The organism is Polaromonas sp. P3_B1, from assembly GCF_056402935.1.
In genome coordinates this window covers 94660-107186 of sequence record NZ_JBFUGK010000011.1, presented here as the reverse complement: position 1 = coordinate 107186, position 12527 = coordinate 94660, and the positions used below count along the sequence as shown (strand labels likewise).

The window sequence follows — 12527 nt, the reverse complement described above, 5'->3', positions numbered from 1 at the left end:
CTTATTGCGCAGGCGGTTGCAATCCCAGCAGGTTCGCCAGCGCGGCCGTCGGCAAGGCACCTTCCTGCGACACCACCGCGCCGGTCTGGGCATGGGTGCCGACGATGCTGGGGATGCCGCTGAAACCCATGCGGGTCATGAGGGCGGTGTTTTTGGCGACGGCGTCTTTTTGCGGGTCTATGCTGCTGGCCGCGCTGATACCGCCGCGCCCTGCTTTCATCGAGGCCTCATGCTCATCCATGGCGGCCACCGGGTCGCCCGACGCCAGCAGGGTCGCGCCCTGGGAGGTGCTGGCGGCGTTCAGGATGCCGACGGGGATCCAGACAAACTTGGCCTGCGATTTCAGCGGTTTGGCGGCTTCCCACAGCACGGCGCAATGCGGGCACTGCGCATCAAAAAACACATAGACGGTGCGCTTGCTCATCTGCGAACCGGCGATAAAACCCTTGGCTTCGGCCGCGATGGCGTCCACCGAAAGGGCTGGAGCCGCCGCGGGTTTGGATGCGGATGCCTCGGGGGCGTCGTTGCAGCCGGCCAGCAGCAGGCTGGCAGCCATCAGCGCGGTGGCGAAAAGTGAGGTCAGGGGTTTGGGCATGGTGGCGTCCATCGGTGAACAAGAAGGCAAGAATAGCCGAGCGCACCTATTTCGACAGCGTTTCCACCAATTCCCCCGCGAGCATCAAGAATTCCGGCGAGCGCAGCACCGACACATGGGTAGCGTTCATCGCGTAGGTCACGCGGGTCTTGAGGCCGCGGGCCTGCAGGGCCCTGGCGTAGCTTTCGCTGAATAGCGGCAAGGTGTTTTCGTCCTTGTTGCCAACCACCAGGCTGATCAAGGTGCCGGGCGGCATCTTCTCCGCCTCGGCCAGCGGCGACAGGCTGGTCCAGGCTCCCTTCTTGCCGGCCGCGCTGTTTCGCCATTGGCGCCATGCCGGCACATCGCAGGGGCAAGCGGCCAGCAGATAGGCGTCGGCGCTGCCGGGAAAACGGCCTGCGAGCAAGGCCACCATGGCGGCACCGCCCGAATGTCCGACCAGCAGGACTTTTTTGCCTGGATTCAGCTTTCGCAGGTTGTTGAGCGCCGCGGCGAGGATCTCGATGTTCTGCGGGGTGTAGTCGTCGTCGCCCGGGCCGGACCGGCCGTCTGAGGTCCCCAGCTCGCTGCTATAGCCTGGCCTTTGCAGCGCCACCGTGACCGTCTGGAGTTTTTCCGCGAGCATGGCGGCCGCGCCGCTGTCGGCTTTCAGTTCGGTGCGCCCGCCGTTGTCGCCATGCAGGAAGACGACCAGCACCTTGGGCGTGATGCGGGCCGAAGCTTGCGCCGGCGACAGCGTGCGGATGACCAGGCAATGCCGGCTGTCCCCTGCCCGCTCCATACCGTCAGCCTTTTTGCCGTCGGGGCATGTGGCCTGCTGGGCCAGAGCGGCCCAAGGCAAACCGGCCAGCAGCAGGCCGGCAACAGCCAGGCGAAGGCGGCGCATCAGGCGCCGCGCAAGGCGGCTTTCAACTGCTGCCCGATCTCGGGCTTGTCGGCGAAGGGGTCGGTCGGGTTGCGCGCCTGCAGCACGTCTTCCAGCCGGGTCTGCACCGAGTTGATGGCTTTGGGATGGCTGTAGATATAGAACTGGTTCTTCGCGATGGCGTCAAACACCAGCTGCGCCACGTCGGCCGCGGTGACCTTGCCGGAACCCACGGCCTTGCCGGTCATGGCCTGCTGGATCATCTGGCTTTTGGTGGGCTTGCCGGCGGCGAGATCGGCCGGGCGGTTGCGGTGGCTCATGCCTATGCCGGTGGCCACAAAGAAGGGGCACAGCACCGAGGCGCCGACCTGGTCGGTCACCAGGCCCAGGTCCTGGTACAGGGTTTCACTGAGCGCCACGACCGCATGCTTGCTGACGTTGTAGACGCCCATGTTCGGCGGGTTCAGCAGGCCGGCCATGCTGGCGGTATTGACGATGTGGCCTTGCCAGGACGGGTCTTTGGCGGCGGCCTCCAGCATCATGGGCGTGAAGATGCGCACGCCGTGCACCACGCCCATGACGTTGACGCCCATCACCCATTCCCAGTCCTTGAGGCTGTTTTCCCAGATCAGGCCGCCCGCGCCCACGCCGGCGTTGTTGAAGACAAAGTGCGGCGCGCCGAAGCGCTCGAACACAGCCTGGCCCATGGCTTCCATCTGCTCGGCGCTGGAAACGTCGAGCTTGAAGGACAGCACCTGGGCGCCAGCGGCTTTCACCTCTTCACTGGCCTTGTCCAGCGCATCCTGCTGCACATCGGCCAGCACCAGGTTCATGCCCAGTTTGGCGCCCAGGCGCGCGCATTCCAGGCCGAAGCCCGAGCCTGCGCCGGTCAGCACTGCTGTCTTGCCTTTGAAGTCCGTGATCATGGTTGTTTCCTTGAAGGTGAATATGCGGGTGTCTTGGAGAATTCTGAAAATTGTCCCTGAGGCCTTCGCCGGCGCATGTCACGCAGGCAACTCTGGCAACTGGGCAACTTCGGCGATTCAGGAACTTCAGGCAGGCCGCAGCATTTCAATGTGCGGTATGCCGTCTTCGATATAAGGCTCGCCGTCCTGCACAAAGCCATGCTGGTTGTAGAACTTTTCAAGCCGCGCCTGGGCGCCTATGCGTATGGCTTGCGGGCCCCAATGCCGCTGGAGCTGCTCCACCGCCTCTTTCATCAGCACATGGCCGATTCCGCCGCCGCGCGCCGAGGAATGGGTAACGACACGGCCTATGCTGGCCTCGGCGAATTTCACGCCGGCGGCAAAGCAGCGCGCATAGGCGGCCAGGCGGCCGTCCCGCACACCCAGCAAATGCATGGCCTCGGCGTCGGCGCCATCCATGTCCTGGAAAACGCAGGCCTGTTCCACGACAAAAACCTCGCTGCGCAATTGCAGCAGTTCATAAAGTTCCAGCGTGCTTAACGCGCTGAACGGCACAAAACGCCAGGTGAGGAGGTCATGGCCGCTCATGCCGGGGTGGCGGCTTTCAGCGAATAGCCTATGCGCGGGAAATGCACGTGCACGGTGCCCGCGCGCGGATCAGTGCGCCGCAGTGTGTAGTGCATGCGGGTGGCGGCGATGAGCTCGCCTTCGGTAGGCTCAGGGCCAAAACTCTCACCGCTCACCAACACCTGGCTGCCCAGCGGGATGCCGTGCTCATCCTGGAAAAGATCGTCATGCAGCGGCGCGGGCGTGGATGCGGCGGCCACGGCGATGGCGTCGGCGGAACTGAGCTTTTCAGAACTGCCATGACCTATGGCGGCCATGCGGTCCATCCATTCGAGCACAGCCGGCGTGAGCTTGAGGATGCCTGCAAGCACCGAGGTCTGCACGCGCGTGAACCACAGCGGGTGGTACATCGCGAAGTCGGCGATGCAAGGCACCTCCCCGAGCAAAAAGGGCCTGTCGTCCAGCATGTCGGAGATGCGCCGCAGGTAAGACTTGTAGGCCGCCGCGGCATCGCTGGCGCGCAGGCGCGGCATGCCGCCGCTCATGGCTTTTCGGTCTTCGCCGAAAGCGCGTGCGGCTTCGGGCGGCGCTTTCTCAAAAATCTGCGCCACGCCCTTGGGCTGGGTGTTGTAGGCCATGGAGGTCCAGAACAGCGTGTTGTCGGCCCAGTGCGCGAGTGTGCGCGCCAGTCCCTTGCTGGGCTCGGGGTACACCGAGGGCGTGGGCTGCAAGTGCTCGAGCACGTCGCTGATCAGCGCGGTGTCGCAATAGATGTCGGCGCCTATCTGCAGGATGGGCGTCTTGCGGTAGCCGCCCGTGAGCGCCACCACGTCGGGCTTGGGCATGATCATCGGGATGATGACGGACTTCCAGGGCAGGTTTTTGTAGCCCAGCATCAGCCGCGTTTTTTCGGCAAAGGGCGATGTGGGGTAGTGATGAAGGATGAGTTCGCTCATGGATGTCTCCGTATTCTTGGGTAATTCAATTCAGCGGGGCATGGCCCGGGCGATGATGGCATCGAAATCGACGCCGGCGCCCAGCGTGCCGAAGGACTGGCCCCAGTTGCCGGCCAGGCGTGAATCACAAAACGCGCTAAAGACGGCAGCGGGTGCCGTCTGCAGCAGCAGCGCAGCCTGCACCGCAAGCGCCACATCCTGCGCCAGCCGGCGCGCTTCGACTTCGGTTGCCATCTCTTCGATGCGCGTGGGCAAGGCGGTGGCCAGCTTGTCCAGCGCCGGGTGCGCGCCCTTGGCCGCGGAAAGTTCCTGCGCCAACGCGGCCACGGCGTCGGCCTTGCGCAGGGCGCGCAGCAAATCCAGCGCCATGATGTTGCCCGCGCCCTCCCAGATCGAGTTGAGCGGCATTTCGCGGTAGACGCGGGCCATGATGCCTTCGCCGCCCTCCTCCACATAGCCGTTGCCGCCCAGGCATTCCATGGCCTCCTGCGCGAAGTGGCTGCCGCGCTTGCAGATCCAGAACTTGGCGACCGGCGTCAGCAGGCGCGCCATGGCGGCCTCGTGGGCATCGCCCGGACGGTCGAAGGCCCGTGCCAGGCGCAGGGCCAACGCCGTGGCGGCTTCGGATTCGAGCGCCAGGTCGGCCAGCACGTTGCGCATCAGCGGTTGGTCCACCAGCAGCTTGCCGAAGGCCTTACGTTGAGAGGTGTGGTTCAGCGCCAAGGACAGCGCCTGCCGCATCAGGCCGCTGGTGCCCAGTGCGCAGTCCAGCCGCGTCATGCTGCCCATCTCGAGGATTTGAGGAATGCCGCGACCCTCCTCGCCGACCAGCCAGGCCTGGGCGCCTTCAAATTCCACTTCGGAGCTGGCATTGGCCTTGTTGCCGAGTTTGTCCTTCAGGCGCTGGATGCGGATGGGGTTGAGGCCGCCATCGGGCAACACCCGCGGCAGGAAGAAGCAGCTCAAGCCGCTCTTCGTCTGGGCCAGCACCAGGAAGGCGTCGCACATGGGTGCCGAGAAAAACCATTTGTGGCCGGTGATGGCATACCGCTCGCCCCAGCCGTCGCGGCCCGAGGGCTCGGCCCGCGTGGTGTTGGCCCGCACATCGGAGCCGCCCTGCTTTTCGGTCATGCCCATGCCCATGGTGAGGCCGGCCTTGGCCTGCCAGGGCTTGAGTTCGGGGTCGTAGGCGCGGCTGGCCAGCTTGGGGCCCCAGTCTGCATACACCGCCGTGTTGCCGCGCAGCGCGGGCGTGGCCGCATAAGTCATGGAGATGGGGCAGAGGATGGAGGGCTCCAGCTCGGTGAACAGCATGAAGCCCGCGGCGCGCCGCACATGCGGGGATGCTTCGTCATCGGACCACGGCGTGCCATGCAGGCCCGCACCGGTCGCGAGCTTCATGAGTTCGTGGTAGCTCGGATGGAACTCCACCTGGTCCACCCGCCGCCCGAAGCGGTCATGGCTGTGCAGCACCGGCCCATGCACATTGGCCAGGCGCGCATGGGTCTGCATGGCGCTGCTGCCCAGCGCGGCGCCCAGCTGGCCCAGTTCCGCGGTGTCCAACGCAGGCGCATTGAATTTCAGCGCATCCCGCAACGGCCGGTTGGTGGCCAGCAGGTTGTAGTCCGCCAGCGGCGCGGGCTGGTTGAAGACTTCATGGGTGGGGTTCATGGCAAACCTCCTGCGGGGTTTGGCTTAAATGAGCTTGACCAGCTGTTTGCCGAAATTTTTTCCCTTGAGCAATCCGAGGAAGGCTTCGGGTGCCGACTCAATGCCTTGCGCCACGCTTTCACGCGGGCGGAGCTTGCCGGTACCGACCAGGGTGCCGAGTTCCTTGAGCGCTTCGGGCCAGACTTCCATGTGCTCGGCCACGATAAAACCTTCGAGCTTGAGGCGGCTGGTCAAAATCAGCGCCGGGTGGGCCAGCGGCAAGGGCCGGCCGTCGTAACCGGCGATCACGCCGCACAGCGCGATGCGGCCGAAGGCGTTCATGCGCGGCAGCACGGCGTCCAGCACCATGCCGCCCACGTTTTCGAAATAACCGTCTATGCCGTCGGGACAGGCATCGCGCAAGGCCTTGGACAGCGAAGCCGCGTCGGCATGCAGCTTGTAGTCGATGCAGGCGTCAAAGCCGAGTTCATCGACCGCGTATTTGCATTTGTCGGGCCCACCCGCGATACCGACCGTGCGGCAGCCGCGCGCCTTGGACAAGGCCGCAAAGGCGCTGCCGACAGCCCCCGTCGCAGCGCTGACCACCATGGTCTGGCCGGCCTTGGGTTCGATGATTTTGACCAGGCCGTACCAGGCGGTGACGCCGGGCATGCCGACCGCGCCCAAGTAGTGCGACAGCGGCACATGGGTGGTGTCCACCTTGCGCAGCGCGCCGGGCTGGTCGGCGCTGACCACGCTGTATTCCTGCCAGCCGCCCATGCCGACGACCTTGTCGCCGGGCTGGAATTTGGGCGAGCGGCTTTCAACCACTTCGCCGGCCGTGCCGCCAATCATGACCTGGCCCAGCGGCTGGGGCGCTGCATAACTTTTGGAGTCGTTCATGCGGCCGCGCATGTAAGGGTCCAGGCTCAGGTAGTGGTGGCGCACCAGCACCTGGCCGTCCTGCAGGGGCGGTGTGTCGCTGGAGACCAGCAGGAAGTTGCTCGCGCTGGCTTCGCCGGTGGGCCGGTTGTCGAGAAGGATTTGCTGGTTGACGGGCATGGTGGGCTCCTGTGAATGTTGTGCCGCGGTTGAGGTCGCGGCGGGGAGGTCAATCTGTCGAAATCGCGCCTGAGACGTCCGGTTTGCCTCCGGCGGGCTTGCGTTTGACGTATTTGAAAGTACCGGTCGAATGTGCGCAGGCCTGGCCCAGTACATCGTAAAGCGTGGCTTCGGTAAACGCCATGGTGGCAGTGCGGTGCATAAGCCTTCCCTTGGCCGTGAGCCGGCCGCCGTCGCCGGGCGCCGGCCGCATAAAGCTGGTTTTCATTTCGATGGTGACCACGCCCATGTCTTTTTGCACGCTGCGCGCGGCCGTGGCCATGGTCACGTCCAGCAGCGTCATGATGGCGCCGCCGTGCGTCACGGCAAAAGAGTTGAGGTGCTCGGGTTTAGGCGTATAGCCTATGGCCGAGGCGCCGCCCGTGAACAGCTCCAGCTCAAAGCCCAGATGCCTGACGAAGGGGATGTCGGCACCGAAGTCCATGACCTCTTCCCAGCCCTTCACTTGATTAGCCGCCTGTTACCACTGATACACCACCGTCGACAGCCAGCCACTGGCCGGTGATGTGCTTGCCGGCATCCGAGGCGTAAAGCACGCACAGGCCTTTGAGGTCCTCGTCATCACCCAGGCGGCCCAGGGGTGCGTGCGAAGCGAGCTTTTCTTCGCCCAGTGCTTTCAGTGTGCCCACGGTCATCTTGCTCGGGAAAAAGCCCGGGCAGATGGCGTTGACGGTGATGTTGTACTTGCCCCATTCGCAGCCCAGCGCGCGCGTGAAATTGACGACGGCGCCCTTGGAGGTGTTGTAGGCCACGGTGGTCATCTCGCGCGGGTTGCCGCCCAGGCCGGCGATGGAAGCCACGTTGATGATGCGGCCGGATTTGCGCGCGATCATGCTGTGCTTGGCGATGTGCTGGCTCAGGATGAAGTAGCCGCGAATGTTGAGGTTCATGACCTTGTCCCAGGCCTCGACCGGGTGGTCTTCGGCCGGCGCGCCCCAGGCGGCGCCGGCGTTGTTGACCAGGATGTCGACATGGCCCAGGCGCTYGATGGCCTCGTCGGCCAGCGCGCGTATGTCTTCTTCTTTCGAGCAGTCGGCGGCAATCCAGTCGACGTCGATGCCGGCGGCCTTGAGTTCGGCGGCGGACTCGATGAGGTCTTCGGCCTTGCGCGAGCTCAGGATGACCTTGGCGCCGGCCTCGCCCAACGCCTGCGCCAGTTGCAGGCCCAGGCCGCGCGAGCCGCCGGTCACGAGGGCGGTCTTGCCTTTGAGGTCAAACAGTTGCTGGATGGTACGGTTCATGGAAGTCTCCTTGAGTTTTGTTTATGGCTCTCCGTGGGGCCGCGCGAACGGATTCACGGGGATGATGGATGAGAAATGAGCTTGATGGATGGGTGCTTGCCCGGCAGCCGCGGCCGCGGTGTTTCACTTGCGTTGAACCTCGCCATGTTGGCACAACCTCGGGCGTGTTGCAGTGCCCTGCTGTCGTGGTGGCGACTTCGATCCCGGGCCGTTCACGACCCCACATTGATGCGGGAGCGCACATAGATCAGCGCAAAGCCCACCGCCGCGACGACACCGCCCACAACCACCAGGGACCAGCCTATGGCGTCGTCCGTACGCTGGACCGACAGGCCCAGCACCAGGGTCAGCAGCCCGCCGTAAATCAGTATCCAGATCAGGGCCTGAAGGCGCGCCACGTTCTTGTTGGAAACAGGGTCGGCGGACGGTTTGAAAAATGCCATTAAAAAGCCTCCTCGGGCAGCTCGGCGCAGGTCAGGTCGCGGCTTTCAACCACTTTGAGCCAGGCGTCGATCTTGGGTAACTCGTAATGATAAAAGTAGCGCATGGCCCCCATTCGTCCCGCATGCGGCGCATCCGGGGTTAATGAAAGGCTGGCAAGCGCCACATCCAGCCAGAGCCACGCCAATACGGTGTGGCCGAAGGCCTGCATATAGGGTACCGCATTGGCCAAAGCCTCGCCCGGCTCGCCCGTGGCCCAGGCCGCCTTGGTGGCGCTGCCCACATGCTGCAGCGCCTTGCCCAGCGCGTTGGCGTGCACCGCCAGTTCGGGCCGTTGTATGGCTTTTTCAATCGTGGCGTTGATGCGGGCGGCCAGCAACTGCAGTCCCCTGCCCCCTTCCATCAGCACCTTGCGGCCCAGCAGGTCCATGGCCTGGATGCCGTGCGTGCCTTCGTGGATCATGTTCAGGCGGTTGTCGCGCCAGTACTGTTCCACCGGGAAGTCGCGGGTGTAACCGTAGCCGCCGTGCACCTGGATGGCCAGGGAATTGGCCTCCAGGCACCATTCGCTGGGCCAGCTCTTGGCAATCGGTGTCAGTACCTCGAGCAGCAGGCGCGCGTCGTCGGCGGCCTGCGCCTCGGCGGTGTGGTTCTCATCGACCAGGCGCGCGCAATACAGCTCCAGCGCCAGCGCGCCTTCGCAGTACGCTTTTTGCGCCAACAGCATGCGCTTGACGTCGGCGTGCTCGATGATGCGGATCTGCGGCTGGGAGGCGTCTTTACCGCCCACGCCCACCGGCCGGCCCTGCGGCCGGTTCTTGGCGTAGTCGAGGCTGGCGTAATAACCCGCCATGCCCAGCATGGTGGCGGCCGTGCCCACGCCTATGCGCGCCTCGTTCATCATGTGGAACATGCAGCGCAGGCCCTCATGCGGCTTGCCGACCAGGTAGCCGATGGCGCCCGAAGCCGGCTGTCCTGAGCCTGTCGAAGGGACGGGGTACTTTCCTTCACCAAAGTTGAGCAAGGTGTTGGTGGTGCCGCGCCAGCCCAGCTTGTGGTTGAGGCCCGCCAGCGCCACGTCGTTGCGCACGCCGGTGAGCTCGCCCTTGGTATTGACCATCTTCTTGGGCACGATGAACAGCGAGATGCCGCGCGTGCCGGGGATCAGCTTGCCGTCAGGCCCCGGTATCTTGGCCAGCACCAGGTGGATGATGTTGTCGGTCAGCTCATGCTCGCCGGCCGAGATCCACATCTTGTTGCCCTTGAGGCGATAACGAGCGCCCAGCGGGTCTGCCTCAAAGCCTTCGCCGTCGGGCACGGCGCGCGTGATCACGTCGCTCAGCGAGGAGCCGGCCTGCGGCTCGGACAAGCACATGGTGCCCGAGAAGCGGCCAGAAAACTCGTTCTTCGCGAAGACTTCTTTTTGCAGCTCGGTGCCGTGCACCATCAGCAGGTTGGCATTGCCGGTGGTCAAAAGGCCCGAGCCTATGCTGACCGAGGCCATGGCAAAAAAGGCGTTGGCCGCGGCCTCGACGGTATAGGGCAGCTGCATGCCGCCGACTTCATAGTCCTGCGCGGCGCTGAGCATGCCGGAGGCCGCATAGGCTTTCTGCGCCTCGTGCGTGGCCTGCGGAAGAATCACTTTTTCGCCGTCGAAATGCGGCTCCTGGGTGTCCACCGTGCGGTTGAACGGCGCGTATTTCTCGCGCGCAATGCGCTCGCAGGTGTCGAAGACCGCGTCAAAGGTTTCGCGCGAATGGTCGGCGAAACGGTCTCGCTGATTCAGCGATTCGGCGTCAAGCCAGTGGTACAGCAGGAAGTCGAGGGTGGGCCTGAGGCTCATTGTGGAAGCTCCCGAAACGTTGGTAGCGCCAGGCGATAGGCGTGGCCTTTATGGACAGCCAGCCTCCGGCATCTGTTTAACTAAGCGGCGCGCGCCTTGCATCAACTGATCAGTTTCCATGAGTTCAGCCAACTTGGCGCGGTAGTCCAAAAGCGCCGGATACAAGGGACTGTCCGCGCCACAGTTGCGAAACTCCATCTTGGTGCAAAAGTCCTGTGGCGTGATAGTGCCGCGGCGCGGCGGCATCATTGGGATGGGGGCCTTTATCAACGCGAACTCCATGAGGGACGAGGCGATTCTCGGCCAACGGGCGTAGACCTCATTGGCCTGCAAGTGACGATAGGCGGCCAAATCCTCTGGCGAAAGGCGGCTAAAAAAAGCTTGGTTCAACGCTTCGGTGGAAGCGGAAAGCCGGTCCAGCACCTGATCGTCACCCTGGGTCACGCCGGGCACCTCGCTGGCGCTGGCAAACGCATTCCTTCCGCCGGGAATCACATCGTCCAGCGCCTGGTCTAGTGGCGAGCGCAACTTCAGCTCATCGGCCAGACGTCGCACCTTTGCCAGGGGCCAATTCCATGTCCTGCCGCTGTTGACGTCGGTGAGGGAGACGGCCATTAGATCCAGGCCGTTGGCGACAGCGACCACCGCCAAGCCGCGCTGGCCTTGCGCAGAGCTTTGAAGCGCATTCCATGTCTGGATCTGGGCCGGGCTGAAAGCGCCCTGTACGGCCAGACGGCTGACCCGCACCGTCACCGCTTCGGTGGTGTCACCCTGAACGCCGTGGCGATCCAGACCACTCAGCCAATCGCGGGCGGCGTCCGCCACCGCGACCATGCCGGGCGCAGGCCGGGCCGGAAAGCCTTGGCGGTCCAGCGCCGAACAGCGCAGCAGCAACATATTTCGGCGGGTCAGTTCGTGGCCCTGCTGCCAGAGCTTCAAGCCGACCACGATGTGCTCACGGTAAGCTGGCGTGGCCAGAAGCCCGGACATTATCGGAACGGTCTCGTCGGCAGATGCGGCATGGCAGGCACCGCCAGCCAGATACAGCAGCAACCATACCGCACCCTGACGCCATCGCGGAAGCGACCTGGATCGGTACGACGCCATGGCGCTTTACAGGACTTCGTAAATGCCGGCCGCGCCCATGCCGCCGCCGATGCACATGGTCACGCAGACACGCTTGGCGCCGCGGCGCTTGCCTTCGATCAGCGCATGGCCCGTGAGGCGCTGGCCGGTCACGCCGTAGGGGTGGCCGACGGCGATCGCGCCGCCGTTGACGTTGAGCTTGTCCATGGGAATGCCCAGCTTGTCGGCGCAGTACAGCACCTGTACGGCGAAGGCTTCGTTGAGTTCCCAGAGGTCGATGTCGTCTATCTTCAGGCCCAGCTTGGCCAGCACCTTGGGGATCGCGAAGACCGGGCCAATGCCCATCTCGTCAGGCTCACAGCCGGCGACCGCGAAGCCGAGGAAGCGGCCCAGGGGCTTGAGGCCCTTCTTTTGCGCCACGGTTTCGCTCATGACCACCACGGCGCCGCCGCCGTCGGAGAACTGGCTGGCATTGCCGGCCGCGATCACGCCGCCGGGAATCGCCGGCTTGATGCCGCTGATGCCTTCCTTGGTCGTGCCTTCGCGTATGCCTTCGTCCTTGCTGACGGTGACCTGTTTGGTCGTCAGGCCCATGACCTTGTCGGCCACGCCGGCTGTCACGGTGATGGGGGCAATTTCGGCTTCAAACAGGCCGGCGGCCTGTGCGGCCGTGGCCTTTTGCTGGCTCAGCGCGCCGTATTCGTCCATGCGGTCGCGCGAGATGTTGTAGCGCTTGGCGACCTGCTCGGCGGTCTGCAGCATGTTCCAGTAAATTTCGGGCTTGTTCTTGGCCAGCCAGGCTTCCTGCAGCATGTGGGTGTTCATTTCCTGCTGCACGCAGGAGATGCTTTCGACGCCGCCAGCCACATAGATGTCGGCTTCGCCGGCGATCACGCGCTGGGCCGCCAGGGCAATGGTCTGCAAACCCGACGAGCAGAAGCGGTTGACCGTCATGCCCGACACGGTGACGGGGCAGCCGGCGCGCAGCGCGATCTGGCGCGCGATGTTGGCGCCGGTCGCGCCTTCGGGCGTGGCGCAGCCCATGATCACGTCATCGACTTCGCCGGCCTCGATGCCGGCGCGCTTGAGCGCGTGCTCGACGGCGTGGCCGCCCAGGGTGGCGCCGTGTGTCATGTTGAAAGAGCCCTTCCAGCTTTTGGCCAGGGGGGTGCGTGCGGTGGAAACGATGACTGCTGAGCTCATGAAATTCTCCGGAATCTGGGTGCGTTGATCTG

Annotated in this window: 13 protein-coding genes; all 13 read right to left on the bottom strand. The window is 64.5% G+C overall.

Translation table 11 applies throughout. From position 1 onward, the window contains the following. Position 1 precedes the first annotated feature (1 nt). Positions 2-595, bottom strand: a complete 594-nt coding sequence (locus AC1DXS_RS08720; protein ID WP_477737116.1) for a thioredoxin fold domain-containing protein — start codon at positions 593-595, stop codon at positions 2-4. A gap of 46 nt (positions 596-641) precedes the next feature. Beyond that, positions 642-1481: an alpha/beta hydrolase family protein gene (locus tag AC1DXS_RS08715; protein ID WP_477737115.1), complete on the bottom strand. Its 840-nt coding sequence runs from the start codon at positions 1479-1481 to the stop codon at positions 642-644. Continuing rightward, positions 1481-2386 (bottom strand): SDR family oxidoreductase, encoded by a 906-nt coding sequence (locus AC1DXS_RS08710; protein ID WP_477737114.1) that lies wholly within the window; start codon positions 2384-2386, stop codon positions 1481-1483. The genes AC1DXS_RS08715 and AC1DXS_RS08710 overlap by 1 nt, the downstream gene beginning before the upstream one ends. 126 nt (positions 2387-2512) lie before the next feature. Continuing rightward, positions 2513-2974 carry a GNAT family N-acetyltransferase gene (locus tag AC1DXS_RS08705; RefSeq protein WP_477737113.1) on the bottom strand — a complete coding sequence of 154 codons (462 nt, stop codon included), beginning with the start codon at positions 2972-2974 and terminating at the stop codon, positions 2513-2515. Then, positions 2971-3909: a glutathione S-transferase family protein gene (locus tag AC1DXS_RS08700; protein WP_477737112.1), complete on the bottom strand. Its 939-nt coding sequence runs from the start codon at positions 3907-3909 to the stop codon at positions 2971-2973. The genes AC1DXS_RS08705 and AC1DXS_RS08700 overlap by 4 nt, the downstream gene beginning before the upstream one ends. A 30-nt stretch (positions 3910-3939) precedes the next feature. Further along, positions 3940-5580 carry an isovaleryl-CoA dehydrogenase gene (locus AC1DXS_RS08695; protein WP_477737111.1) on the bottom strand — a complete coding sequence of 547 codons (1641 nt, stop codon included), beginning with the start codon at positions 5578-5580 and terminating at the stop codon, positions 3940-3942. Between the two features lie 24 nt (positions 5581-5604). Further along, positions 5605-6621 carry an NADP-dependent oxidoreductase gene (locus AC1DXS_RS08690; protein ID WP_477737110.1) on the bottom strand — a complete coding sequence of 339 codons (1017 nt, stop codon included), beginning with the start codon at positions 6619-6621 and terminating at the stop codon, positions 5605-5607. Positions 6622-6670: 49 nt separating this feature from the next. Beyond that, complete coding sequence (locus AC1DXS_RS08685) at positions 6671-7105, bottom strand: PaaI family thioesterase (protein WP_477737145.1); 435 nt, start codon at positions 7103-7105, stop codon at positions 6671-6673. A gap of 25 nt (positions 7106-7130) precedes the next feature. Then, complete coding sequence (locus AC1DXS_RS08680) at positions 7131-7922, bottom strand: SDR family oxidoreductase (RefSeq protein WP_477737109.1); 792 nt, start codon at positions 7920-7922, stop codon at positions 7131-7133. Positions 7923-8134: 212 nt separating this feature from the next. Further along, on the bottom strand, positions 8135-8365 hold the full coding sequence (locus AC1DXS_RS08675) for a hypothetical protein (protein ID WP_477737108.1): 231 nt from the start codon (positions 8363-8365) through the stop codon (positions 8135-8137). Then, the gene (locus AC1DXS_RS08670) at positions 8365-10206 is read right to left on the bottom strand and encodes an acyl-CoA dehydrogenase (protein ID WP_477737107.1); all 1842 of its coding nucleotides are present in this window, start codon (positions 10204-10206) and stop codon (positions 8365-8367) included. The genes AC1DXS_RS08675 and AC1DXS_RS08670 overlap by 1 nt, the downstream gene beginning before the upstream one ends. Before the next feature lie 48 nt (positions 10207-10254). After that, on the bottom strand, positions 10255-11259 hold the full coding sequence (locus AC1DXS_RS08665) for a hypothetical protein (protein ID WP_477737106.1): 1005 nt from the start codon (positions 11257-11259) through the stop codon (positions 10255-10257). A 60-nt stretch (positions 11260-11319) separates the two neighbouring features. Continuing rightward, the gene (locus AC1DXS_RS08660) at positions 11320-12495 is read right to left on the bottom strand and encodes an acetyl-CoA C-acyltransferase (RefSeq protein WP_413328070.1); all 1176 of its coding nucleotides are present in this window, start codon (positions 12493-12495) and stop codon (positions 11320-11322) included. Positions 12496-12527: the final 32 nt, after the last annotated feature.